Source organism: Streptococcus sp. FSL K6-1323 (assembly GCF_038630745.1).
GTDB classification, from domain to species: Bacteria; Bacillota; Bacilli; order Lactobacillales; family Streptococcaceae; genus Streptococcus; species Streptococcus salivarius_D.
Map to the genome: position 1 here is coordinate 1,695,924 of NZ_CP152039.1, position 25,054 is coordinate 1,720,977.

At 41.4% G+C, this 25,054-nt stretch carries 23 protein-coding genes, 1 tRNA gene and 1 pseudogene; 2 read left to right on the plus strand and 23 right to left on the minus strand.

Going from position 1 to position 25,054, the window contains the following annotated elements:
• Window positions 1–85 precede the first annotated feature (85 nt).
• From nagA to NST80_RS07835, 3 genes are all read right to left on the minus strand, one after another.
• Window positions 86–1,234 carry an N-acetylglucosamine-6-phosphate deacetylase gene (nagA, locus tag NST80_RS07825; protein WP_048790603.1) on the minus strand — a complete coding sequence of 383 codons (1,149 nt, stop codon included), beginning with the start codon at window positions 1,232–1,234 and terminating at the stop codon, window positions 86–88.
• Window positions 1,235–1,318: 84 nt separating this feature from the next.
• A complete protein-coding gene (locus NST80_RS07830) occupies window positions 1,319–2,950 on the minus strand; it encodes a Na/Pi cotransporter family protein (RefSeq protein ID WP_002890237.1) in 1,632 nt (543 codons plus the stop codon).
• Window positions 2,951–3,086: 136 nt separating this feature from the next.
• Window positions 3,087–4,163 (minus strand): SH3 domain-containing protein, encoded by a 1,077-nt coding sequence (locus NST80_RS07835; protein ID WP_342504592.1) that lies wholly within the window; start codon window positions 4,161–4,163, stop codon window positions 3,087–3,089.
• Window positions 4,164–4,388: 225 nt separating this feature from the next.
• On the opposite strand from NST80_RS07835, the gene NST80_RS07840 reads away from it, so the two are divergent.
• Window positions 4,389–4,898: a YgjV family protein gene (locus tag NST80_RS07840; protein ID WP_060971870.1), complete on the plus strand. Its 510-nt coding sequence runs from the start codon at window positions 4,389–4,391 to the stop codon at window positions 4,896–4,898.
• Window positions 4,899–4,915: 17 nt separating this feature from the next.
• On the opposite strand, the gene NST80_RS07845 is transcribed toward NST80_RS07840, so the two are convergent.
• The 9 genes from NST80_RS07845 to tmk form a co-directional block, all read right to left on the minus strand.
• Window positions 4,916–5,737 (minus strand): Cof-type HAD-IIB family hydrolase, encoded by an 822-nt coding sequence (locus NST80_RS07845; RefSeq protein WP_342504593.1) that lies wholly within the window; start codon window positions 5,735–5,737, stop codon window positions 4,916–4,918.
• A 17-nt stretch (window positions 5,738–5,754) separates the two neighbouring features.
• On the minus strand, window positions 5,755–6,411 hold the full coding sequence (locus tag NST80_RS07850; RefSeq protein WP_004183048.1) for a glucosaminidase domain-containing protein: 657 nt from the start codon (window positions 6,409–6,411) through the stop codon (window positions 5,755–5,757).
• A 90-nt stretch (window positions 6,412–6,501) separates the two neighbouring features.
• Window positions 6,502–6,843, minus strand: coding sequence for a P-II family nitrogen regulator (locus NST80_RS07855; RefSeq protein ID WP_183138260.1), 342 nt, complete (start codon window positions 6,841–6,843; stop codon window positions 6,502–6,504).
• 10 nt (window positions 6,844–6,853) lie between these two features.
• Window positions 6,854–8,089 carry an ammonium transporter gene (locus NST80_RS07860; protein ID WP_193757582.1) on the minus strand — a complete coding sequence of 412 codons (1,236 nt, stop codon included), beginning with the start codon at window positions 8,087–8,089 and terminating at the stop codon, window positions 6,854–6,856.
• 136 nt (window positions 8,090–8,225) lie between these two features.
• On the minus strand, window positions 8,226–9,092 hold the full coding sequence (gene rsmI, locus NST80_RS07865; protein ID WP_183138261.1) for a 16S rRNA (cytidine(1402)-2'-O)-methyltransferase: 867 nt from the start codon (window positions 9,090–9,092) through the stop codon (window positions 8,226–8,228).
• A 2-nt stretch (window positions 9,093–9,094) separates the two neighbouring features.
• The gene (gene yabA, locus NST80_RS07870; RefSeq protein ID WP_002887582.1) at window positions 9,095–9,415 is read right to left on the minus strand and encodes a DNA replication initiation control protein YabA; all 321 of its coding nucleotides are present in this window, start codon (window positions 9,413–9,415) and stop codon (window positions 9,095–9,097) included.
• On the minus strand, window positions 9,402–10,208 hold the full coding sequence (gene ricT / locus NST80_RS07875; protein ID WP_049529414.1) for a regulatory iron-sulfur-containing complex subunit RicT: 807 nt from the start codon (window positions 10,206–10,208) through the stop codon (window positions 9,402–9,404). The genes yabA and ricT overlap by 14 nt, the downstream gene beginning before the upstream one ends.
• Window positions 10,205–11,080 (minus strand): DNA polymerase III subunit delta', encoded by an 876-nt coding sequence (locus NST80_RS07880; RefSeq protein WP_014634014.1) that lies wholly within the window; start codon window positions 11,078–11,080, stop codon window positions 10,205–10,207. The genes ricT and NST80_RS07880 overlap by 4 nt, the downstream gene beginning before the upstream one ends.
• Before the next feature lie 8 nt (window positions 11,081–11,088).
• Window positions 11,089–11,718 (minus strand): dTMP kinase, encoded by a 630-nt coding sequence (gene tmk / locus NST80_RS07885; protein WP_045769039.1) that lies wholly within the window; start codon window positions 11,716–11,718, stop codon window positions 11,089–11,091.
• Window positions 11,719–11,945: 227 nt separating this feature from the next.
• On the opposite strand from tmk, the pseudogene NST80_RS07890 reads away from it, so the two are divergent.
• A pseudogene (locus NST80_RS07890) lies at window positions 11,946–13,195 on the plus strand (ISL3 family transposase).
• Between the two features lie 65 nt (window positions 13,196–13,260).
• Here the strand turns inward: NST80_RS07890 and NST80_RS07895 are convergent.
• From NST80_RS07895 to atpF, 11 genes are all read right to left on the minus strand, one after another.
• Window positions 13,261–13,333, minus strand: a tRNA-Thr gene (locus NST80_RS07895).
• A 92-nt stretch (window positions 13,334–13,425) separates the two neighbouring features.
• Window positions 13,426–15,411, minus strand: coding sequence for a transketolase (gene tkt, locus NST80_RS07900; protein WP_045768749.1), 1,986 nt, complete (start codon window positions 15,409–15,411; stop codon window positions 13,426–13,428).
• 265 nt (window positions 15,412–15,676) lie between these two features.
• Window positions 15,677–16,435 (minus strand): triose-phosphate isomerase, encoded by a 759-nt coding sequence (gene tpiA, locus NST80_RS07905; protein ID WP_070850006.1) that lies wholly within the window; start codon window positions 16,433–16,435, stop codon window positions 15,677–15,679.
• Window positions 16,436–16,688: 253 nt separating this feature from the next.
• On the minus strand, window positions 16,689–17,885 hold the full coding sequence (tuf, locus tag NST80_RS07910; protein WP_002890213.1) for an elongation factor Tu: 1,197 nt from the start codon (window positions 17,883–17,885) through the stop codon (window positions 16,689–16,691).
• Window positions 17,886–18,121: 236 nt separating this feature from the next.
• Window positions 18,122–19,402 (minus strand): FtsW/RodA/SpoVE family cell cycle protein, encoded by a 1,281-nt coding sequence (locus tag NST80_RS07915; RefSeq protein ID WP_070850008.1) that lies wholly within the window; start codon window positions 19,400–19,402, stop codon window positions 18,122–18,124.
• Between the two features lie 287 nt (window positions 19,403–19,689).
• A complete protein-coding gene (locus NST80_RS07920) occupies window positions 19,690–20,106 on the minus strand; it encodes a F0F1 ATP synthase subunit epsilon (protein ID WP_002890211.1) in 417 nt (138 codons plus the stop codon).
• 12 nt (window positions 20,107–20,118) lie between these two features.
• A complete protein-coding gene (atpD, locus tag NST80_RS07925; protein WP_002885994.1) occupies window positions 20,119–21,525 on the minus strand; it encodes a F0F1 ATP synthase subunit beta in 1,407 nt (468 codons plus the stop codon).
• Window positions 21,526–21,601: 76 nt separating this feature from the next.
• On the minus strand, window positions 21,602–22,480 hold the full coding sequence (locus NST80_RS07930) for a F0F1 ATP synthase subunit gamma (RefSeq protein WP_002886026.1): 879 nt from the start codon (window positions 22,478–22,480) through the stop codon (window positions 21,602–21,604).
• 18 nt (window positions 22,481–22,498) lie between these two features.
• The gene (atpA, locus tag NST80_RS07935) at window positions 22,499–24,004 is read right to left on the minus strand and encodes a F0F1 ATP synthase subunit alpha (RefSeq protein WP_014633492.1); all 1,506 of its coding nucleotides are present in this window, start codon (window positions 24,002–24,004) and stop codon (window positions 22,499–22,501) included.
• 15 nt (window positions 24,005–24,019) lie between these two features.
• Window positions 24,020–24,556 (minus strand): F0F1 ATP synthase subunit delta, encoded by a 537-nt coding sequence (locus tag NST80_RS07940; protein WP_118172325.1) that lies wholly within the window; start codon window positions 24,554–24,556, stop codon window positions 24,020–24,022.
• Window positions 24,556–25,053, minus strand: coding sequence for a F0F1 ATP synthase subunit B (gene atpF / locus NST80_RS07945; RefSeq protein WP_002886161.1), 498 nt, complete (start codon window positions 25,051–25,053; stop codon window positions 24,556–24,558). The genes NST80_RS07940 and atpF overlap by 1 nt, the downstream gene beginning before the upstream one ends.
• Window position 25,054 lies beyond the last annotated feature (1 nt).

The window sequence follows — 25,054 nt, forward strand, 5'->3', positions numbered from 1 at the left end:
AAGTATTTCTATTTTACACTACTCTAACACCTTTGTAAAAATCAATAAAAAACAGCACCTTCATAAGAAAGTGCTACTCATACTCTTATTTTTCCCAACCTTTTCGTCCATCAACAAAGGTTGCTTGTAATTCCAAGGAGTCATCTAATACAATAAAATCAGCTGGTAAACCTGCTTTTAGGCTTCCGCAAGTATTTTCAAGCCCAACCGATTTAGCTGGAACACTAGTGGCCATTTGTAAAGCTTGAGCAACTGTCACAAGTCCCCAATCAACCACATGTTTGACGCCGTCTTTAAGTTGTAAGATAGATCCAGCTAGATTACCACCTTCTTTGAGGCGGGCGGTACCATTTTCAACAATAACAGGAAGCTCGCCTAACATATAGTCGCCGTCCGGACAGCCTCCCGCTGACATACAGTCTGTAATTAGGGCAACTCCTTGAGGTGTCTTTTGCTTGATAAGAACCTTACAAGCTGCAGGGACCACGTGATGACCATCTGCAATCAGTTCACCAATAGTTTCAGGACTATCGAAGGCTGCCCCAACCATACCAGGTTCACGATGGGTAAAGCCACGCATCCCGTTGTAGACATGAACCCAAACAGACGCCCCAGCTTCCACTGCTGCCATGGCTTCTTCATATGTGGCATTGGAATGACCTAGAGCGATTGTCACACCTTGCTTGGTTGCTTCTTGGATAAATTCAGCTACTCCCTCACGTTCAGGGGCAAGAGCCAATTTAATCAGTTTTCCTTGAGCCGCCTCCTGCCATTCCTTCAATTGTTCCACACTTGGATTGCCCATATACTTAGGATTTTGAGCTCCCTTGTAGGTTTCAGTGAAATAAGGGCCTTCAAAGAAGAGCCCTTGAATTTTGGCACCAGTCTCCTTACCAACCGTATTAGCTGTTGTTTGGCAAATAGCCTTCAACTCTTCAAATGGCGCTGTTAAAGCTGTCGGTAAGAAGGAGGTCACACCTGCTGAAAGCAAGGCTTGACTCATGCCTAAAAGACTTTCCTCAGAATTATCCATGACATCATAACCCGCAAATCCATGAATGTGAGTATCTACAAGACCCGGAGAAATCTGATAATCACTGTAATCTAGCACCTCTGCACCTTCTGGTACATTTTCCGTCCAGTCACCAAAACGGCTATCCTCAACCGCTAGGTAGCCACCTTCCTTGATTTTATGTTCAAAATAAAAACGTTTGGCTGAAATATAATAGGTCATAAGACCACCTCTCATCAATTTTCTATGTTTTTAATACGCTTTCATTATAACAAAAAAGCCGAGAAATTTTCTCGACTTTCTCTATTAAATCACACCTTCTGTAACCTTTTCAACAAGGTTAATCGCATGGTCTGCGATACGTGTGTAATGTGAGAGATAATCAACATAGTTGATACCGGCTTGCGCAGTACACTCACCATTGTTAAGACGTTTGGTATGTATTTTACGCAATTGTTTTTCAAGTTTTTCCAACTCTTCATGGCGAAGGATGACTTGACCTGCAAGTACCTTATCGTCATCTACAACAACACGAATACTATCAAGGGCGATACGGTGAGTACGGTTGTAAACATCCGCAAGCTCAGCCTTGGCAGTATCAGAAAATTCAATTCCCTTATTATGAATGTGTTGTGAAAGGTTTGCACTTGCAACTGCAAGGTCACCAATACGCTCCAAGTCACGAACAGAGTCAAGCACACTTGCCAACACTTCATTTTCAGAAACGCTTAGAGATTCGTTAGAGATGTCAATCAAATAAGTTGTTAACTCTTCGTCAATACTATTAACTGCTGTTTCATACTTCTCAACCTTATCGAAGTATTTTTCATCTCCCTTAGCAAAGAAAGCATAGGAAGCTTCCAAAGACTGGATGGCGTACGATGCCAAGTGCACCAATTCTTTCTTAGCATTACCAAGGGCGATAGCTGGTGCTTGTGTGATAAGCAAACGGTCCAAGTAAAGTGCTTCGTACTTGTTAATCTCATCTTCACCAGGAATAATCTTAGTCACAAGGTAAGCCAAGAGTCCGATGAATGGGAATTGAACAATAGTATTTGCGATGTTAAAAGTACCGTGAGCAAAGGCGATAGTCATCTCAGGTGTCAAACCAAGCACAGACTTAAACCATTGAATCAAGGCTGTGAATGGTACCAAGAGAATCAAACACAAGACCGTCCCGATGACGTTGAACAGTACGTGAGCCCCTGCCACACGTTTAGCTGCAATGTTCGAACCAAGAGCAGCTAGAACCGCTGTAATAGTTGTTCCGATATTATCCCCAAAGAGGATTGGAAGGGCACCTTGCAGGTCAAGCAAACCACCTGAATAGAGACTCTGAAGAATACCGATGGTCGCTGCTGACGATTGAATCAACATGGTCAAGCCAGCACCGATGATAACCCCCATGACTGGGCGATCACCCAAGGTTGCCAAGTAGTCCTTAAAGGCTGTAACTGACTTCAAAGGTTCTACCGCATCTCCCATAAGGTTAAGGGCAAAGAAAATTCCCCCTACACCAAACAAGATACGACCTAGGTTATTGAGCTTCTTATTGCTTGTAAAGAAGAGAAGCGCAGCCCCCAGGAAAATCACTGGAAGGGCATAGTCACCAAGCTTGAAACCAATCATGAAGGAAGTTACCGTTGTACCGATATTTGCCCCCATGACAATACCAATAGCCTGACGAAGACTCAAAAGTCCTGCCGAAACCAGACCGACGACAATAACGGTAACCCCTGAACTCGACTGAATCAAGGCCGTCATGACAATACCAATCAAAACCCCTAAAAACGGGTTGCTGGTATACTTATCGATGTAAAAACGCAACTTATCTCCGGCTGCTTGTTGAAGACCATCTCCCATGTACTTGATACTAAAGAGGAAAAGCCCCAAACCACCGAGGAAAGAAAACGCAATATCTTGCCAATTTACTGACACATTTTTGTCCTCATTATTTAAAATTTTTCGGTAAAACCGACCTTTCTATTGTATCTATTTATTAAGGAATTAACAAGACCTTTCCCCAAAATAATAGAAAGATCAGAAGAAAATCTGACCTTTCTAGATATCTCAATTAATCCACTTGAACATAACGGCTAACACCACTATAGCTGATGTAAGAAATCCAACTATGACCATCTTGAATAACCTTCATATCAAAGTTAATCTGATCACCTGCTTCTAAGTAAAATTCAACTGGAGCCTTATCACTAGGAGTATTTTTGACAGCCGTACGTTTGGTAAGCTTGTAGCTGCCAGATTCTGCTATGCCACCATCAATTGGAAGTTGATTGTCAGTAACTGTCACGTCTTTAGGTAGCGTCATATTATCTGATTCTTTTAAGTAGACCTTTGTTCCTCCAGTACTGGTTACTTGAATGGTATCTTGTTCGTAGCTTGGACCAGAAATAGCTGCTTTTTTAGAGACAAAGCTAATATCTCCAACGATACCAGAGGTGTCCCCCCTATCTCTTGAGAGGGTAGCATCATACTTACCTGAGCCCTCTTGATAATCATCTTTCGGGTGTACATAATTATGAACTGTCGCTTGGCCTTGTGCAGTTATATCTCCTACTAGGCTAGTGTTGTCAAAGACCAAACGACTGCCATCACTAGACTTCCAAGTTCCGGCAATACTATCAAACTGACCACGCGCTACCGCACTCACATCCATATCTACAGTGGTCACTTGCATATCCGTTTTAGCTTGAGCTTGGCTGCTAGATTGACTACTTGAAGCTTGACTATCACTTGAGCTCTTTGGCGCTTGGGATTGACTGGCTGAAGACTGACTCTCGTTTGAAGATTTAGGAGCCTGTGACTGACTGCTTGAGGGAACTGATGAACTATTTGAAGATGATGACTGAGTCTGACTACTGCTTGAACTTGGTGCAGAAGACTTTTTACTACTTGGTGCACTTGAAGATTCAGTATTTGAACCAGAAGACTCCTTGACTTTAGCACTAGGCTTGCTGGTCTTACCACTATCTTTATTGGATGATTTAACTCTACTTGATGAGGTCACCTGGCTACTCTTAGGCGTCTTATCTGCTGAACTCGATTCCTTATGGCTGGAACAGGCCGTCAGAAAAGCCATTGAGGAAAGGGTAACCATTGAAAGCACGATTGCTTGGGAAAATTTGTTTTTCATAATCATTTCCTCATTTCTAGTCTTTCATAAAAAGTAAAGATAGGGCCTATATTATAAGGAAACATCAGGTTCTCTCTACTTTTAAGGGAAGAATATCTTCTACACTTTTATTATATCATTTTCTAATGTAAACGCTAACATGTTAGCCTTGTAAATCCTAAAATAGAGATGAAAATATCTTGAATCCTTGTGATATAATAGAGACAAAAAATTGAAAGTTATACCATGACATTCTATCTTCTAGCACAAGTATTCTCAGCCATAGGTGCCCTATGTGTCGCCATATCCTCTTTTGCAAAATCAAAAAATAACATGCTCGTCTGGCAAATTACCGACTATATTTTTACTGCTATTGCCAACCTGCTTCTCGGAGGCTATACCGGTGCTTTAACCATTAGTATTTCCATCATACGTAATAGCCTGATGGTCAAAAAGAAGATGACCAAGACTATCTTGACCATCCTCATCATTATTCAAATCATCGTCGGAACCTATCTCAATCAACTTGGGATTATTGGTTATTTACCTATCATCTCTTCAGTTTCCTATAGCCTAGCTATTGCTGCCACACCAAACCTTCAGTGGCTTCGCTGGGTCATTATTGAAAATATGTTACTTTGGCTAATTTACGATTTGACCATTCAGGCTTACCCAGCTGCCATCACTGATGTCACTATCACACTTACTACTCTCATTGCCATTATCAGAAATCGAAAAACCTTTAGCAAACAATAAAGCTAAAGGTCTTTTTCTTATAGAGCCCAAGTACGAATGGCGTGTGCCACACCTGCCTCGTCATTTGTCAAAGTCACATACTTACACAAAGCCTTAATGTCGTCACTCGCATTACCCATGGCAACGCTTTGACCGACGAATTGAAGCATTTCAAGGTCATTGGCAGCATCGCCCAGAGCCATGATTTGATCTGGGTTAATGTCAAGCTTTTCTGCTAAATGTTTAAGCCCGCTAGCCTTTGTTGCCCCTTGTGGCATGATTTCAAAGATATAGTCTTGACTACGAACTGTGCTATAGCTTTGATCAAGTCTGTCTTGCACAGCGTTTTGGAAGGCGTCCAAAGGTTCAGTATCAGCCATATACATGGCTTGGAAAATCACTTGCCCTTCCGCAAAGATTTCTTCCAAACTTCTAGCCTTCGCTTCTGTGAAAACAGTACCAGCATCATAAGCTACTAGCTCAGGCACTTCATCGCCCACAACATAGTAAGTCTTCTCACCAGTCAAGGTTAGAGCCACCTCTGGAAAGTCTTCGCAAGCCTGCAAGAGTTCTTCCATCTCAGAGCGAGATAAACTTTCATATTGAAGCAACTTCCAATTTTTTGTCTCATAAGTTGAACAGCCATTATTCATGATAATGTACTCTTCTTCACTCAGTCCTAATTTCTCAAAATGCGGAAGAATGCCTGAACGCGGGCGTCCTGTACAAAGGACAATTTTGATACCTGCCGCAGCTGCTTCTTGAATAGCCTTAATATTCTCGACAGGAATCTCTTTTTGGCTATTTAAGAGTGTTCCGTCCATATCTATTGCAATGAGTTTCACTTGGTTCTGATTCATTTTACTCTCCTTCGACCCTAATAAGTGTCATAAATGGTTAACTGGTATTGTTCAATGATGCTGTTTAATTTGTCTCCGTAGGTTGTGTCCGTAGCGTAGACCCCTGTTAGGGCAGCTGTCGCATCCTTATAATTCTTAGTATTGGAACGGTGCACCCCTACATAGTAGCTCCCCTCAAGGAAATCCACATAGTCCTGTAAAGAATTTTCCACAGAACCATAAGAACGAAAAGCCGCATCAATATAGTAAGGATTGCCCTTACCATCATCCTCCCAGGTCGGTAGGGTCACACTTTGACCATTGTAGTCCCCCTTAATCCCAAAGAAGTTATAGGACGGCTTCTGACTCAAAGTAGATTGTCCAGAGTCGGATTCCAAGATGGCCTGAGCAATCATGACAGATGCATAAAGATCGTTTCTAGCTGCCAAATAGCGGGACGTCTCGCCAATCTCGGCAATAAAAGCAACCGTCCTCTCATCTGTAGATGTCATGTTTTTTTCCATAGTCAACTTTGGAAAATTCAAACTAGCTAGGAGTCCCAATAAGGCAAATAGGCCAATAAAAATCAGACTCCACTTTTGGAAAAATTTAGGAAAGAGCAAGAAAGACTTCTGTTTCTTTTTAGTTTTCTTAGGTCTAGCTTTAGACTTACCTTTCTTTTTTCCTTTTGCCAATCGGTCACCCCCTCAATCATACTAACTCCTCTAAGTATATCAAAATTCACTAAAAAAGACCCAAACCAACCGGTTTAAGCCTTCATTATATTAAATGGCGTCTCCATCACGTTCGCCTGTACGAATACGGATAACATCATCAATAGGAACAATAAAAATCTTCCCATCACCAACTTCTCCTGTCGCCACGGCGCTCCGAATGGCATCAACAACTTCGTCAACCGCCATATCCTTAACTACAATTTCAACCTTAACCTTAGCTAATAAGGTAGGAACAATGCGCTGTCCACGAACAAACTCTGCAAAGCCACGTTGATTACCATAACCTAGAACTTGACTTACAGTCATCCCCTTAGCCAAGCCACTACCAGTCAAGGCATTTTTCAAATCTTCCAATTTATCCGAACGAATAATCGCTTCTACTTTTTTCATCTGTATTCTCCTACGAATCTAAGCCCATAAAGGTTGGATAGGCTGTTTCCTTGTGTTTACAGTCATCAAGACCAATAGCTTCATCACGGTCACTAACACGCAAAGGCATATAATGAGCAATTACTTTAATAATACCATAGGTCACAAGAGCAGACCAAATAGCTGTAAAGATAATAGCCAAAATGGTCACAATAAAGAGATGGGCCTTTCCATAAATCAAGCCAATATTGGCCTTATCTAGGGCTAAATCTGGTGTCGTAAAAATCGCAGTAGCCAAACCACCAAAGATACCTCCAACACCGTGGCAACCAAAAGCATCCAAAGCATCATCATAGGCAAAACGTTTCTTCAAGACAGAAATAGCATAGAAACAAATCGGACTAACCATAAGACCAATTAGAATAGCGCTCCAAATTGAAACAAAACCTGCTCCAGGTGTGATTGCAACCAGTCCTGCCACCAAACCGGTTGAACCACCAACCAAGGATGGATGTCCTGTGACATGTTTTTCAATTGCCAACCATGAAAACATGGCTGCAGCAGCTGAAACATGGGTGGTTACTAGCGCGTGCACTGCCAAGCCATTAGCAGCCAAGGCTGATCCTGCATTAAAGCCAAACCAACCAAACCATAAGAGACCCGCTCCCAATAGGACAAAAGGAACATTATGAGGACGGTGTTCTAAAATGCCAAAATCACGACGTTTACCAACAACGATTGCCAGAACCAAGGCCGATACACCAGAGGTAATATGAACCACATCACCACCTGCGAAGTCAATCGTCCCCCATTTAGCAAGGAGCCCTTCGTCCCAAACCATATGTGCAAATGGATAGTAGACAAGAAGTAACCAAAAGACAACAAAGATAGCTAAAGGTGTAAAGCGCATCCTTCCTACCACTGAACCCGTCAAAATTGCCACACAGATAATCGAAAACATCATCTGAAAAGCAGCAAACAGCATATCAGGAATGGTTAGACCACGACTTGAGGCCGTTTCAGACACGCCATTTAAAAAAAGGTGACTGAAATTACCGAAGATATTCCCATGACCGCCAAAAGAAAGCGAGTAGCCAGCAACAATCCACAAGAGGGAAGCTATAGCTAAGGGAAGAACAGACATCATCATGGTATTGATAACATTCTTACGACGTCCAAGCCCACCATAGAAGAAGGCCAAGGCCGGTGTCATCAAACAAACCATGGCTGAACAAATCAATATAAAGGCACTGCTACCTGTATCCATGAAACCACTCCAATTCACAAATTATTCTATGTCAGATAATGTAACACAAAAATATGAGATAAACAAGCGTATTTACGGAATTTTTTGATAATTCTTTCTTTTCTGACATCTTATGTCGCCACAAAAAAAGAGCCTCTTAAACCCCATGGAAAAGGTTATAAAGCTCTTGTCTGTTTATTTTTCGCTCTTTAGCAACGGTTTTTATAGCCTGATTAGGTTTCATGCCAGAAGCAATTAAAGCTTCAACAGCCTCTACTGGCGTAACATCTGATGTTAGATTTTCTTCCCTATCATTTTCAGAAGCTCCAGCCACAATCAGTAAACATTCTCCCTTGAGAGGATTACTAGCAATATAATCTAAAATTTCTGAAATTGACCCTCGCTGGTACTCTTCATAAAGCTTGGTTAATTCTCGAACTAGCGTTACTTGACGATTGCCATAGACCTCATGCATATTTTCAAGGGTATCCGCCACACGGTATGGTGACTCGTAAAAAATCTGTGTCTCAGGATAAGATACTTTTTCCTTGAAGAAATCAATCTGCTGTCCCTTTTTACGAGGCAGGAAGCCATAAAAAATATGAGGTTGGGGTGCTAAACCACTAGCAATCAAGGCTGTAATACCAGCTGATGCTCCCGGTAAGGCCACCACAGGAATATTCTCAGCAATGGCGGCTTTGACCAAATCATGCCCAGGATCCGAAATGGAAGGCATACCAGCATCAGAAACCTGAGCCAAAGAAAGACCTGATTTCAAGCGCTCCAGTAAATCTGGAATTTTCTCATAGGCATTGTGCTCATGGAAAGAATACTGCTTGGTTTCAATCTCAAAATGCTTGAGCAAGAGACCCGTATTGCGCGTGTCCTCCGCACAAATAAGATCCACCTCTTTCAGGATTTGCACACTACGAAAAGTCATATCCTGCAAATTTCCAATAGGAGTAGGAACCAGATAGAGGGTACCGTAACTAGATTGCCCCTTAAAACTCTTTTGAACCTGCATGTTTAGTCTCCGTACAACAATTCTGCACAGAAGCCGCAAGCTTCATTATTGTCACGACGTTGGCCGTAGAAATCTGGACAAATATGGAATCCATCATCGTAAATAGCCTCGAGGTTCACCTTACCATGAGACATTTTAGTTCCTGTCTCCTCTTGAACCACTTGACTCAAGTGCTCACGCAACTTGTCATTTTCCAACTTGAGGGCCGTATTTTCATCAAGAATCCCTGAGAAGTTCGCCTTAATTGCTTCCACTTCTGCCAACATCGACATCAAATTTTGTGATAATTCCTCGAATTTATCATACAATTCACGCTTTTCCATTTAGCTGAACTTCCTCCACTCCATAAGTTAGGGGCGCACGCCCTTTTTCAAATAAAACCTTAATGGTCCCTGCAATCACATCAATGGCAACGACCTGACCCGTGCCATCCTTGGTTTCAATTTCATCACCCAAGTCAGGATAACTCGCCTTGCTATCTCGGTAAAAGTCATCTTCATAACTGAGACAACACATAAGTCGACCACAGACCCCATTCATCTTACCAGAATTCAAAGATAAACTCTGATTTTTAGCCATCTTAATCGATACTGGTGGGAATTCACCCAAAAAACTAGAACAACAAAGTGCTCGGCCACAAGGTCCTAAGCCACCATAGATTTTTGATTCCTCACGACTTGAAATTTGACGCAACTCAATACGTGTCTTAAAGTAAGAAGCCAGATCTTTGAGCAACTGACGAAAATCTACCCGTTTTTCAGCTACAAAACTGATTAACACATAAGAGTTATTTAGTGGAAAGACAATATCAACCACCTTCATATCTAGCTGATTTTGAGCAATTAAATCAGCCACTACTCCCATACTCTTTTCAGCTTTCAAAAGATTTTCATCATATCTAGCAAAATCTTTCTCCCCTGCCAATCCTTCAACCCGATTCAAATCCGCAGGCAAACTAACCTCAGGAAAATCTGTGTTTTCCATGACAACCTGGGCTAGGCGCTTATCTTTTTTCTCCAAAACGACTACAAAGTCATCTTTGGCGTAATTTTTATCAGGAACAACGTATTCTACTGCTCCAGTTTCTTCAAATTTTATTCCAATGACTTCTGTCATGATAATACCATATACTCCATCGCATTTTGAAAGCTGACATTAGCTAGCCACATTTTTCGTGCCTCATAAACTAAGTCTAGCCATCGTCTTGCTTGTGGATTTTGTATATCCTTCCCCAATTGATAAGTTAAAAAAGCCCAGACCATCTCTTGTTCCGACTTTTCACTACACTGGACAGCCAGTTTTGCAACGTCCAAATAAAGCAGGTCCTGATTAGATAGCAGGGACTGTGTGAAACGCTCTACTGTATTAATCAGATCAAGAATCTTATTATCTTTAGCTAAGTCTAAAGCCTGAACATCATCTTTAGCAAAGTCCGCCAACACTTTGGCTTGTGTCAACAACAAGCCTTCCTTCTGCAACAACTCTTCCAGATAAGCCCGATTCTTTGGAAAATAAAAGAGTTGAGCTCGGCTTTTAATCGTCGGTAACATACGACTATCATCAGCTGTCAAAAGAAAAATATAAATCTGACTTTGAGGTTCTTCAATAAACTTTAATAGACTATTAGCGGCATTGACGTGCATCTTATCTGCATCACGAATGATAAAAACCTGAGCCTGCCCCTCAAAACTTGATTGACTAAACTCTCTGGTCAACTGACGAATCGTGTCCGTCTTAATAATCTGTCCTTGTGGCTCTACTAATTTAACATCAGAAAAGTCCCCCTGTGCAATCAAGCGACAGGGACGACAGTGGCCACAAGGTAGACCATCCTCAGGAGTTAGGCAAAACCGACTCTGTGCTAGCCAAATAGCCATGTCGAGACTTCCAAAATCACCCGAAAACAAATAAGCATGACTCAAACGATTTTCCCTGATAATTTGTGAAAACTCTTCAAATAGTTTGCTTTGACTTTCAGCTAACTTCATCTTGCTCCTTATAAATAGCCTTTAATTACTTCCCAAGCTTGCTCTACAACATCCTCAAAAGCCTGTGAGGCATCGATTAACTTGATACGTTCTGGTTCAGCCTGTGCCAAATCTAAATACCCTTGACGTACACGCTGATGTAGGTCAAGTTTCTCTAAATCCAACCGATTAACTTCACGTTCACCGCTAGCTGCAATGCGGGCCAAACCAGTCTCAGAATCCACATCAAACAATAGGGTCACATCAGGTTTATACCCATCAGTCGCATAGGCATTTAACCATGCAATCTCATCCTGATCCAAGCCACGACCAGTCCCTTGATAGGCAACTGATGAATCAATAAAACGATCCATGATGACCATATTGCCCTTTTCAAGCTCTGGCAAAACCTTCTCAATCAGATGTTGACGGCGAGCCGCAATATAGAGCAAGAGCTCTGTCTTAGCATCCATAGACGTATTATCTACATCCAGAATAACCTCACGGATTTGCTCTGCAATAGCTACTCCGCCTGGTTCACGTGTAGTCACGACTTGAGCTGGATAAGCTTCTCTAAGACGAGGTAAAAGTGCCTCCAAAACTGTTGTCTTTCCAGCACCATCTGGCCCTTCGATTGAGATTAATAACCCTTTTGACATGATACTTCCTTTTTGATTTCTTTACTTTCTATTTTATCAAATTTTAGCTCAAATGAACAATCAAGGACAAAAGAAAACAGAGGTTTCTAAAAACCCCTTTTTCTACGGCTCTATAATTTCTGTAGTGGGTAAAACTACTGTAGAGATTATAGAGCTTTTTGAATGCAGACAAAAAGTCCCATAAGAACTATAATGAAAAGCAACCAAACCATCATTAGGAAGAACTTATGAGACTTATTAAGAATACCACAGAATTAATCGGAATTAAAGACCAAAATATCAATATTTCACTTGTTTTTGAAACTGATACTCATATCGAGATTCAAGCAAAACTCGATTATCCTGCACCATCATGTCCTCATTGCCATGGAAAAATGATCAAGTACGACTTTCAAAAGCCTTCTAAAATCCCTCTTCTCGAACAAGCGGGAACTCCAACACTACTACGTCTGAAGAAACGCCGCTTCCAGTGTAAAAATTGTAGGAGAGTCACGGTAGCTGAGACATCAATCGTTGAGAAAAACTGTCAAATCTCCAACCTTGTCCGACAAAAGCTTACACAACTCCTAACTGAGAAGATGTCACTAACTGATATTGCCAGAAAGCTTCGTGTGTCGACGTCCACTGTCTATCGTAAGCTCGACCAGTTTACTTTCAAGGAACATTATGACAAGCTCCCTACTGTTATGTCCTGGGATGAGTTTGGGTTCAAGAAAGGGGAATTCGCTTTTGTAGCCCAGAATTATGAGACAAACGAACTCATAACCATCCTTGATAATCGTCGCCAAACCACTATACGAAACTACTTTTTGAAGTATCCATTGAAAGTCCGACAACAGGTACAGTTTATCACGATGGATATGTCTGGGACCTATATGCCACTAGCCAAAAAACTTTTTCCAAACGCCAAAATCGTTCTTGATCGTTTCCACATTATCCAGCACCTTGGTCGAGCATTTTTAAAGACAAGAATTGCTATTATGAACCAGTTTGATAAGAAGTCACTACCCTATCGAGCCTTGAAAAATCACTGGCGACTCTTTCAAAAGGACAGCCGTAAGCTATCGCTCAACTCTTTTTATTCAAAGACTTTCCGACAAACTTTAGCACCACATGAAGTCGTTGAGAAGACTCTAGACTTTTCAGAAGAGCTCGCTAATGACTACAACCTCTATCAGCTTTTGCTTTTTCACTTTCAGGAGAAGAGGGTAGATGAGTTTTTTGAGTCAATAGAGGAGAACATGAGCAAGGTCAATCACTACTTTCAAACGGTCTTTAGGACTTTTCTTAGACACAAGCAATACATCAAGAATGCGCTAGAAACTGACTATTCAAACGCGAAACTCGAAGCGACTAACAAGTTGATCAAAGACATCAAACGGTTGGGCTTCGGTTTTAGAAACTTCATCAACTTTAAGAAACGTGTCTTCATCACTCTAAACATAAAAAAAGAGAAGACCTATCAGGTCCTCTCTAGATGTTAGCTTTTCGTCACCCACTACAGTTGACAAAGAGCCTTTTCTACCTTAATACTTCTGACCATGCCGATTGCAGGTTTCGAACCTGTGACCTACGCGTTACGAGTGCGTTGCTCTACCAACTGAGCTAAATCGGCTGACACAGTCATTCTAACACTATGCCCTAAAAAGTCAAGTTCTATATAATATTTACAAAAAAGAACTTGGACTAGCCAAGCTCTTTCTCTTCTTACAATGATTTGTAAAGTTGACTTGCATTTTCAACAGTGAAACCATATTCTTTAAAGATACGGTCACCAGGTGCTGAGGCACCCCAAGTATCAATAGTAAGTGTTTTACCTGCAAGACCAACATATTTGCCCCAACCAAAGCTAGTTCCAGCTTCGATAACCAAACGTTTTGTCACAGCTGCTGGAAGAACTTCTTCCTTATATGCAACATCTTGTTCATCAAAGAGATTTTGTGATGGCATTGAAACAACACGGACATGCACGCCTTCAGCTTCGAGAGCCGCTTGAGTATCAAGAGCCAATTTCACTTCAGAACCAGTCGCAATGATGATACCATCAAGATCACCTTTAGCTTCTGAGATGATGTAAGCCCCTTTATTGACACCAGCTTCAGCATTTTCAGCTGTACCGTCAAGGACTGGCAAGTTTTGACGTGTCAAAACTAGCATTGTTGGACGTTCAGTCTCAGCCAAGGCACGTTTCCAAGCAGCATTAGTTTCATTACCATCTGCAGGACGGATAACGTTAAGGTTAGGCATTGAACGCACACTTGCCAATTGTTCGATTGGTTCGTGAGTAGGTCCATCTTCACCAACTGCTACTGAATCGTGTGTCATAACATAAGTCACTGGCAAGTTTTGAAGTGCTGCCATACGTACTGCTGGAAGCAAGTAGTTTGAGAAGACGAAGAAAGTACCACCATAAACACGAGTACCACCATGAAGAGCAATACCATTCATCGCTGCAGCCATAGCAAACTCACGCACACCAAACCAAATATTACGTCCAGCATAGTTGTCTGCTTGGAAATCAGACTCAGCCTTAACCATAGTATTGTTAGAAGCTGAAAGGTCTGCTGAACCTCCCCAGAATGAAGGAACTTGTTCAGAAATCTGTTGGATAGCTTGTTGGCTTGACACACGGCTAGCTACTGCTGAACCCAATTCATGAGCCTTCAAGTCAACGTGTGCAGGTTCATTCGCAAAGGCAGCCTTGTATTCCGCAGCCAATTCTGGGTAAGCAGCTTCATATTCTGCAAATTTAGTTTGCCAAGCATTTTCAGCAGCTTCACCACGGAATTTAATACCAACTTCAAAACGACGAGCTACTTCATCTGGAACTGTAAATGCCGGTGCATCGTAACCGTAAACACCTTTTGCGTGATCAATGCCGTCTTGACCAATTGGAGCACCGTGGACAGCTGATGTTCCTTGGCCTTCAGCTCCGTAACCAATGATTGTCTTAACTTCGATAATAGATGGTTTATCTGTCTCAGCTTTAGCTTCTTCGATAGCTTTAGCAATAGCTTCCAAATCATTACCATCCTTAACAAGAATGTGTTGCCAACCATAAGCTTCAAACTTAGCCTTAACATCTTCTGTGAAAGCCATTGAAGTTGGTCCATCAAGTGAGATATCATTTGAATCGTAAAGAAGTACCAACTTACCAAGTTTAAGGTGACCAGCAAGACTAGCAGCTTCTTGAGAAACACCTTCCATCAAACAACCATCGCCATGGAGGGCATAAGTATAATGGTCAACAATATCAAAACCAGGTTTGTTAAATTTAGCTGCCAAGTGTGCTTCAGCCATTGCCATACCTACAGCATTAGCAATCCCTTGACCAAGAGGACCTGATGTTGCTTCAATACCATCTGTATGGTTAACTTCAGGGTGACCTGGAGTCTTAGATCCCCATTGACGGAAGTTCTTCAAGTCGTCCATTGTCACGTCGTAGCCAGAAAGGTGCAAGAGACTATAAAGCAAGGCAGAACCATGACCTGCAGAAAGAACAAAACGGTCTCGGTTTGTCCAGTTACGGCTTGTCTTTGGATTAACATTCATCACATGGTTCCAAAGCACATAAGCCATTGGCGCTGCACCCATAGGAAGACCTGGGTGCCCAGAATTCGCGGCTTGAATTGCCTCGATCGAAAGCGAACGAATAGTGCTGACCGCCATTTGGTCAATTGCATCAAAAGTCATGATTCTAACTCTCCTTTTTTGGAAAAAATGCGGAGCATACAGACTATTAGCATCTGAGCTCTAGTTATACTACTTTAATTATAGCATATTATCTGTCTCTTTGGGCAATCCAATTCTATTTGTCAAACCCTAAACCTATAAAATATAGGGCCTAAAGCGTTCGTTTATACAAACCCACACTATTTGTCTTATCCCAAGCGATTTATTTGTAAAACTATTCATCAAAAAATAAAAAAGCCGAGAGAAACCTCGACTTTATCTAAAATTATTTAACGAAGTCAAGCAATGCCAAGAAGCTTTCAGCTTCAAGTGATGCACCACCTACAAGAGCTCCGTCAACGTCTGGACAAGCCATGTATTCAGCAACGTTTTCAGGTTTAACTGATCCACCGTATTGAACACGTACTTTATCAGCAACTTCTTGACCAAAGTCAGCAGCTACAACGTCACGAACAACTTTACACATTTTTTGTGCGTCGTCTTGTGAAGCTGATTTACCAGTACCGATAGCCCAGATTGGTTCGTAGGCGATTACTGTTGAAGCGACTTGTTCTGCAGTCAATCCAGCAAGAGCAGCTGAAACTTGAGCACCTACGAATTCTGCTGCTTTACCAGCTTCGTAAGTTTCAAGTGATTCCCCACAACAGATGATTGGAAGCATACCGTTAGCAAAGATTGCTTTTGCTTTTTTGTTGATGTCTTCATCAGTTTCGTGGAAGTAGTCACGACGTTCTGAGTGACCGATAACAACGTAGTCAGTACCGATTTCTTTCAAAACTTGTGGGCTAGTTTCACCAGTGAAGGCACCAGCATTTTCAAAGTAAGTGTTTTGTGCAGCAACTTTAAGGTTTGAACCTTTAGCAGCAGCAAGTACAGCTGTCAAGTCAACTGCAGGAGCTGCGATACCAGCTTCAACAAGATCTGATGAAGGAAGTTTTGATGCTACAGCTTCAACGAATGCTTTTGCTTCTTCTGGACTTTTGTTCATTTTCCAGTTACCAGCGATAAATGGTTTACGTGACATTTCACATACCTCTTCTTTTATTTATTTACTCGTTTATTTTATCACAAATCCCTTACTATTACTAGGATTTTAGGAAAATTCCGAAAACTCAACCTGCTTTATGTCTATTTATCACTGTCAAAACTTAGATTGAACATCTAAAATATCTTAAAAGTATATATTACGAGTATTTTTAAACACCAAAAAGAGCCGAGTAAACTCGACTCTCTCAATTATTGTCTGACGAATAATTGTATTGGGAACTTAATATTAATTAAGCTTCGATTTCAGATACGATACCTGAACCAACAGTACGTCCACCTTCACGGATAGAGAATGTTGTACCTTGTTCAACGGCGATTGGGTGGATCAACTCAACGTCGATAGTCACGTTATCACCAGGCATAACCATTTCAGTACCTGCAGGAAGTTCGATTGAACCTGTTACGTCAGTTGTACGGAAGTAGAACTGTGGACGGTAGTTGTTAAAGAATGGAGTGTGACGTCCACCTTCTTCTTTAGAAAGGATGTAAACTTCACCTTTGAATTTAGTGTGTGGGTTGATTGAACCAGGTGCAGCCAATACTTGACCACGTTCGATTTCATCACGTTGGATACCACGAAGAAGAACACCGACGTTATCTCCGGCAATACCTTCGTCAAGTTGTTTACGGAACATTTCAACACCAGTAACAACTGCTTTTTGGATTTCTTCTTTAAGACCAACGATTTCAACTTCGTCATTAACACGAACAACACCACGGTCGATACGTCCTGAAGCAACAGTACCACGACCAGTGATTGAGAATACGTCTTCGACTGGAAGCAACAATGGTTTGTCTGTGTCACGTTCTGGTTCTGGAATGTATTCGTCAACAGTGTTCATCAAGTCCATGATGATGTCTTCGTATTTAGAATCACCTTCAAGAGCTTTAAGAGCTGAACCTTGGATAACTGGAATGTCATCACCTGGGAAATCGTATTCTGAAAGAAGGTCACGGATTTCCATTTCAACCAATTCAAGCAATTCTTCATCGTCAACCAAGTCAACTTTGTTCATGAAGACGATAAGGTGTTTAACACCAACCTGACGTGAAAGAAGGATGTGCTCACGAGTTTGTGGCATTGGTCCGTCAGTAGATGCTACTACAAGAATCGCACCGTCCATTTGAGCGGCACCAGTGATCATGTTTTTAACGTAGTCCGCGTGTCCTGGCGCATCAATGTGAGCGTAGTGACGTTTTTCAGTTTCGTACTCAACGTGTGCAGTGTTGATTGTGATACCGCGTTCACGTTCTTCTGGAGCAGCGTCGATTGAAGCATAGTCTTTTGGTGTGTTAACTGCGCTAGGAAGACGACGAGCCAATACAGTTGTGATAGCAGCTGTCAAAGTAGTTTTACCGTGGTCAACGTGTCCGATTGTACCAATGTTAACGTGTGGTTTACTACGATCGTATTTTTCTTTTGCCATTTAGGAAAAGCCTCCAATAAAATATATTTTATAGATAGACAGTAGGCAATACAGTCTAACTTTACTCTACTATTCTATCAAAATGTCATAGAATTGCAAGTATTTTATATAGTTTTCAATTTTTCTTTAGGGTAATCACAATATTTCTTTCGGTATTTCTATTTCAACTACTTCTACAAGCTTTTAGTATTACCTTTACTAATGCAAAACGCTATCAAGTAAAAAAAGAAGCCGAATTAACGACTTCTTCTTAAAGGTACAATTTTTTCATCTTGATTTTGCATTTCTTGAGTCTGAGATAACTCGTCCTCAATAGCTTGAACAATATTATCACGCTTTTCGTTGGCAGCAATATTTAAAACAAAAGCAATCCCAACAGAAGTTACCAAAAGCGAGTTCCCACCTTGTGAAAGGAAGGGGAAGGTAACCCCTGTTGATGGGATTAGCCCTGAGATTCCTCCGATGTTAACGAAGACCTGCATTAGCATGAGAGCTCCCACACCAAGCGCCATCATAGAGTTAAATGGATTTCTGGCCTTAACTCCCACAATCATAATACGAAGAATGAGGAAAAAGAGGAGGGCCAGAATCAAGCCGGCTCCGATAAGACCTAATTCTTCAATAACAATCGAAAACACAAAGTCTGTTGTAGCTTCTGGTAAATAACCAGTTTTCTCAATTGAATTTCCAAGCCCGAGACCAAACCATCCTCCATTACTCATAGCATAGTATGAATGAGATAGCTGAAGACCAGATCCTGTCAAATCCTTGAACGGATTAAAATATGCTGCGAAACGCTTGGCAACATATCCAAAGATAGGTACCTTAGCCATGGTTTGAACCCCAACCAAGGCAATTAAGCCTAGGAAGGCCGACGAAATCCCTACAATACTGGCAAATAAGGCCGTAAACCAACGGTAGCCAACACCAGAAATTGAAAACATCACTACTGTAGTCAATACAATGATAGCCGCATTCCCCAAGTCAGGTTGGATAGCAACCAAACCGATCATACCAAGCAAATAGACACGCCAGTCATTAAGTTCCTTACCATTCCTAGGAATCCATCTATTCTTCGTCAGGGCTTGGTAGTCATAACGTTCTATGGCAGACTGTTTTTTTGAAAAGGTGTGTGCCAAAAACCAAACAACAATGATCTTAAGGTACTCCGCCGGTTGGAAAGACAAGGGACCTAGCACAATCCAACCATTGGCACCATTGATTTCCCTGGTGAAAAATTTGGCAATGACCAAAAGTAAAATCTCAGAGGCAATAACAACACCCAAAAGCTTATCTTTCCTGAGAAAGTTCAATTTCAGTCGGTAGATGAAAAAAATAGAGAACAAGGATAGCAACCAGAAGCCTCCTTGGTTTATAACAGATGCAAAGGGATTAGCTCCCAAGGCTACTAAACGAGCACTTGTTGTTGAATACACTACTATTAAACCAACCACGGATAAGATTAAATAAGGTATCAAGATGGTGTAATCTAAAAGATGCTTCTTTTCAATTTTCATATCTTTAAAAAACTCATACTTTCTATTACGTTACTCTACATTTTCTCTTAAAATATAAAGCTAACAGCTTATATTATAACACTTTGATACCTTAAACTAAAGCAAAAGCTAAATTAACCGTTTTCAGGACTGAAAATCTGATTATTTTATCTTACCTTCAGATAGGTTTTACAATGAGCTTTCTTTGATAACCTTGCTACTTCTTATGTTTTCTTTTTATGTTTTCTTTTTATGTTTTCTTTTAAGACAAACAAAAAACAAGACCTAAGTCTCGCTTTTTGTTTATCTTATTTTGTACCGACACTGATACGATTAAGTGCTCGACGGAGAGCAACCTGAGCACGTTGAACTTCATCAATACGGTCAGATTTAGTTGCTTCTTCCAAGTCACGTTCGGCACGTTGCTTGGCACGTTCGGCACGAGAAACGTCAATGTCGCGTTCACGTTCTGCTGAATCGGCAACGATAGTAATAAAATCATCTTTAACTTCGATGATACCACCATTTACGGCAATCCAATCGACGTGACTCTCGTCATCCACACGACGAACCTTGAGTTCATCCACTTCAAGTGGCGCAATCAAGTTAATATGGCCTGGCAAGATACCAATTTGACCATCTTTAGTAACCGCGTGGATAAAGCTGGCATGGTGGTCATATTTAAGACCATCCGGAGTTACCACTTGTACGGTCATTTGTGCCATATATTCACCTCATTAGTAGCCCATAGCTTTAGCTTTAGCTACTACATCCTCAATCGGACCTACGCTACGGAAGGCATCTTCTGGAAGATTGTCATATTTACCTTCAAGGATTTCCTTAAAGCTACGAACGGTTTCAGCAACTGGAACATAAGAACCTGGTTGACCTGTAAACTGTTCAGCAACGTTGAAGTTTTGTGACAAGAAGAATTGGATACGACGAGCACGTCCAACCAATGTTTTTTCTTCGTCTGACAATTCATCCATACCAAGGATAGCGATAATATCTTGCAATTCACGGTAACGTTGAAGCACACGTTGAACTTCAGTCGCAACAGCATAGTGTTCTTCACCAACAATTTCAGGTGAAAGGGCACGTGAGCTTGATGCCAATGGGTCAACGGCTGGGTAAATACCCATTTGTGTCAACTTACGTTCAAGGTTGGTTGTTGAATCCAAGTGAGCAAATGCTGTAGCTGGCGCTGGGTCAGTATAGTCATCAGCTGGAACGTAGATGGCTTGGATAGATGTAACAGAACCTTTTTTAGTTGATGTGATACGTTCTTGCAATTGACCCATTTCAGTAGCAAGTGTAGGTTGGTAACCAACGGCTGATGGCATACGACCTAGAAGGGCAGAAACCTCAGAACCTGCTTGAGTGAAACGGAAGATGTTATCGATGAAGAGAAGCACGTCTTGACCTTCAACATCACGGAAGTATTCCGCAATTGTCAAACCAGTAAGCGCAACACGCATACGTGCTCCAGGTGGTTCATTCATTTGACCGAAGACCATGGCTGTTTTCTCAATAACGCCAGATTCTTTCATTTCCCAGTAAAGGTCATTACCTTCACGTGTACGTTCACCAACACCTGTAAACACGGAAATACCACCGTGCTCTTGGGCAATGTTGTGAATCAACTCTTGAATAAGAACGGTTTTACCAACACCGGCACCACCAAAGAGTCCGACTTTACCACCTTTAAGGTAAGGGGCAAGCAAGTCGATAACTTTAATCCCTGTTTCAAGGATTTCAGTAGATGTTGACAATTCATCGAAAGTTGGTGCTTTTTTGTGAATTGGTTCACGCTCTGCATCGTCTGCAAAAGGTGCTTCCAAGTCAATGGTATCACCAAGAACGTTAAAGACACGTCCAAGGGTATCTTTACCAACAGGAACGCTGATTGGACGTCCAGTGTCCAGAACTTCTAGTCCACGAGTCAATCCATCAGTAGATTCCATGGCAATGGTACGAACCACACCTTCTCCAAGTTCAAGAGCTACTTCGAGCACGATACGTTTAGACTTTTGTTCATCAGTATAAACGACCAATGCATTGTTAATCTCAGGAAGTTTATCACCAGCTGCAAACGCTACGTCTACAACAGGACCAACAACCTGAGCAATTTTGCCTGAGCTCATTGTTTTCTCCTTATGATAGTTTTCTGGATGACAATCATCCTTTTTTCATGTGTGTCTAATTAAGACAAATCTCTAGCTATTCAAGTGCACTTGCACCGCCAACGATTTCAGTAATTTCCTGAGTGATGGCAGCTTGACGCGCACGGTTATATTGGATTGTCAAATCGTTAATCACATTCTTCGCATTATCAGTGGCTGTCTGCATTGCAGTCATACCAGCTGCGTGCTCAGCTGTTTTGGCATCTACGATAGCACCGTAGATAAGACTCTCAGCATATTGCGGTAAGAGTTGATCCAAAATAGTGTCACGATCTGGTTCCAATTCAAACTTGGTCAACACATGACCTTCTGATTCATTGGGATCCAAATCAGCGATAGGAAGCATTTGTTCCACACGAACCTCACTAGACAAACTGTTGACATGGTGGTTGTAGCACACATAGAGTTCATCAAAAAGTTCATTTTGATACATTCCTACTGCTTTAGAAATGATTTTTCCGACTTGTTCAAAACTAGGTTGATCTTCAAGGCCACGAAGTTCAAAAGCAACATTCATGTTACGAGCCTTGAAGAAATCTGAACCTGTTCCACCAATAGAAATGATAGCATATTCATCTTCAGAATCATGGTCACGTTTAATCATGTCCAACACAGCTTTAAGAATTGTTGAGTTATAACCCCCAACTAGTCCCTTATCTGAAGTAATGACAATGTAACCTGTCTTACGGACTGGACGTGCGTCCAACATTGGATTTGACGAACCATTAATCAATTCTGAATGTAGAAGATCTGTTGTGATCTGTCTAATTTTTGAGGCATAGATTTGGAAATCTTTAGCAGCTTGCTCAGAACGTGTCAATTTTGATGCAGAAACCATTTGCATGGCTCCTGTAATTTGACTCGTTTTCTTTGTTGAAGCAATTTTTGCTTGGATTTCTCTTAGAGAGCCTGCCATATGCTGTCCTCCCTATTTCTATTTATATTCTGACTGATCTTTGAAAGCTTGGATAGCTTCATTAAGTACAGATTCCTCAGGAAGATCCTTAGTTGTACGAATAGTTTCAAAGATATCCTCATGGTGACCATCAAAGTAGTCATAGAGTGCTTCTTCAAAATCCAAGATTTGATCAACCGGAACACTATCCAAGAAACCGTGTGTCAAAGCGTAAAGGATAACAACTTGTTTCTCAACTGGAAGTGGTTTATGAAGCGGTTGTTTCAAAACTTCGATTGTACGACGACCACGGTTCAATTTCGCTTGAGTCGCAGCATCCAAATCTGAACCAAATTGCGTAAAGGCTTCAAGTTCACGATATGAAGCCAAGTCAAGACGAAGTGTACCAGCAACCTTCTTCATCGCTTTAATTTGCGCTGATCCACCTACACGTGATACGGAAGAACCCGCATCAATGGCTGGACGAATACCTGAGTTAAACAAGTTTTCTTGCAAGAAGATTTGTCCATCTGTGATTGAGATAACGTTTGTTGCGATATATGCTGAGATATCTCCGGCTTGCGTTTGGATGATTGGCAAGGCAGTAATTGAACCACCACCAAGATCATCCGAAACTTTAGCTGAACGTTCCAAAAGACGTGAGTGGAGATAGAAGACATCCCCTGGGTAAGCTTCACGACCTGGTGGACGACGGAGAAGCAATGAAAGTTCACGGTAGGCCACGGCTTGTTTAGACAAATCATCATAAACAATCAGTACGTGTTTTCCGTTATACATGAACTCTTCAGCCATTGCAACACCAGCATAAGGCGCAATGTAAAGCAATGGTGATGGTTGTGATGCAGAGGCAGTCACAACGATTGTGTAATCAAGAGCACCGTGTTTACGGAGAGTTTCTACTTGTGTACGAACTGTTGATTCTTTTTGACCAATAGCCACATAGATACAGATCATATCTTGACCCTTTTGGTTCAAGATCGCATCAATGGCTACTGAAGTTTTACCAGTTTGGCGGTCTCCGATAACCAATTCACGTTGACCACGTCCAATTGGAACCAAGGCATCAATGGCCTTAAGACCAGTTTGCAATGGCTCAGAAACTGATTTACGTTGCATAACACCTGGAGCAGGTGTTTCAACTGGACGGAAACCTGTTGTTTCGATGTCACCAAGACCATCAACTGGTTGCCCAAGTGGGTTTACTACACGACCAATAAGGGCTTCACCAACTGGAACTTCCATGATTTTTCCAGTACGTTTAACAATATCGCCTTCACGAATTGCTACAAAATCCCCCAAGATAATGATACCGACATCATTAGTTTCAAGGTTTTGGGCCATACCATAGGCACCATTTTCAAATTCGAGCAACTCACCACTCATAGCATTATCAAGTCCACGAGCACGTGCGATACCGTCACCGATATAGGTAACGACACCAGTTTCAGTGACGTCAAAGTTTGGCTGGAAGTTTTCAATTTGCTTTTTAATTAAAGCGCTAATTTCTTGTGCGTTAATTGCCAAAAGTCACACCACTTTCTATTTCAAATTCGTTTTAAAGGTTTGCAATTGACTGCGAATTGACGTGTCAACAACCTTATTTTTTGCTTTGATGACGAATCCTCCGATGAGGTCCTCATCAATTTTTTCTACTAAACGACGTGTCTTAATCTCAAATTTTTGTGAAACAATCGCCAAAAGTCGAGCTTTTTGGTCTTCAGACAAGGGACTTGCTGATGTCACTGTAACATCGTAAGTATTGTCTTCTTGATCAAAGAGCTCAAGGACCAATTTCAACACATCATAGAGAATGTTGGCACGGTCATTGAGTAAGATTACCTCAAGAAAATTGTTCATATACACTGAACAAGACTCTTGAAACAAGCTCAAACTTTCTTTTTTAGCTTCACTTGTCACATTTTCCTGCGACAAGAAGGTTTTTAGATTTGTTTCAGCAAAAACTGTTAGGATTTGCCTTACTTCTTCTTGGATTGTTGACACGGCGTCTTGTTCAAAAGCGACTTCTACCAGGCTTCTGGCATACTGCTCAACAAGAGCTTGTGTTTTCTTATCCATTAAGCATCTCCTAATTGATCAAGATAGCTATCAATCAAGTCAGATTGCGCTTTAGCATCAAGGTTTTGTTTCATAACTTTTTCCGCCAAGAGGACAGTCAAGTCTGCAACTTCACCTTTAACTCCAGCAAGTGCTTCCACACGGCTTTGGGCGATGTCTTGATTTGCTTTTTCTTTCAAGCGTTTAGCTTCATCATGTGCTTCTGCAATGATTTTTGATTCTTGAGTTTTACCAGTTTCCTTGGCCCCATCAATAATTTGAGCCGCTTCAGTGCGAGCACCTGCTAACTCATCTTGACGTTTTTGTGCCAAGCTTTCTGCTTCTTGACGAGCATTTTCAGCACTATCAATATCTGTGGCAATTTTCTTTTCACGAGCAGCAAAGATTCCTGTAATTTGATCCCATGCGAATTTACGGATGAGGTAATACAAGAGAAAAACTGAGCCGAGTGTGATAATGATATTACCAAGTGTCGTACTATTAATCAGTAATGACATT

Coding starts and splice junctions, on each gene's coding strand:
- atpF (WP_002886161.1), bottom strand. CDS start 25,053: ATGTCATTACTGATTAATAGTACGACACTTGGTAATATCATTATCACA.
- yabA (WP_002887582.1), bottom strand. CDS start 9,415: ATGGAAAAGCGTGAATTGTATGATAAATTCGAGGAATTATCACAAAAT.
- NST80_RS07855 (WP_183138260.1), bottom strand. CDS start 6,843: ATGAAAAAAGTAGAAGCGATTATTCGTTCGGATAAATTGGAAGATTTG.
- tuf (WP_002890213.1), bottom strand. CDS start 17,885: ATGGCAAAAGAAAAATACGATCGTAGTAAACCACACGTTAACATTGGT.
- tpiA (WP_070850006.1), bottom strand. CDS start 16,435: ATGTCACGTAAACCATTTATCGCTGGTAACTGGAAAATGAACAAAAGT.
- NST80_RS07845 (WP_342504593.1), bottom strand. CDS start 5,737: ATGAATCAGAACCAAGTGAAACTCATTGCAATAGATATGGACGGAACA.
- atpD (WP_002885994.1), bottom strand. CDS start 21,525: ATGAGCTCAGGCAAAATTGCTCAGGTTGTTGGTCCTGTTGTAGACGTA.
- rsmI (WP_183138261.1), bottom strand. CDS start 9,092: ATGCAGGTTCAAAAGAGTTTTAAGGGGCAATCTAGTTACGGTACCCTC.
- NST80_RS07930 (WP_002886026.1), bottom strand. CDS start 22,480: ATGGCAGGCTCTCTAAGAGAAATCCAAGCAAAAATTGCTTCAACAAAG.
- NST80_RS07860 (WP_193757582.1), bottom strand. CDS start 8,089: ATGGATACAGGTAGCAGTGCCTTTATATTGATTTGTTCAGCCATGGTT.
- ricT (WP_049529414.1), bottom strand. CDS start 10,208: ATGACAGAAGTCATTGGAATAAAATTTGAAGAAACTGGAGCAGTAGAA.
- tkt (WP_045768749.1), bottom strand. CDS start 15,411: ATGACTTTTGATGCAATTGACCAAATGGCGGTCAGCACTATTCGTTCG.
- NST80_RS07835 (WP_342504592.1), bottom strand. CDS start 4,163: ATGAAAAACAAATTTTCCCAAGCAATCGTGCTTTCAATGGTTACCCTT.
- nagA (WP_048790603.1), bottom strand. CDS start 1,234: ATGACCTATTATATTTCAGCCAAACGTTTTTATTTTGAACATAAAATC.
- NST80_RS07940 (WP_118172325.1), bottom strand. CDS start 24,556: ATGGATAAGAAAACACAAGCTCTTGTTGAGCAGTATGCCAGAAGCCTG.
- tmk (WP_045769039.1), bottom strand. CDS start 11,718: ATGTCAAAAGGGTTATTAATCTCAATCGAAGGGCCAGATGGTGCTGGA.
- NST80_RS07920 (WP_002890211.1), bottom strand. CDS start 20,106: ATGGCACAAATGACCGTACAAGTGGTAACTCCGGATGGTCTTAAATAT.
- NST80_RS07840 (WP_060971870.1), top strand. CDS start 4,389: ATGACATTCTATCTTCTAGCACAAGTATTCTCAGCCATAGGTGCCCTA.
- NST80_RS07880 (WP_014634014.1), bottom strand. CDS start 11,080: ATGAAGTTAGCTGAAAGTCAAAGCAAACTATTTGAAGAGTTTTCACAA.
- NST80_RS07915 (WP_070850008.1), bottom strand. CDS start 19,402: ATGAAAATTGAAAAGAAGCATCTTTTAGATTACACCATCTTGATACCT.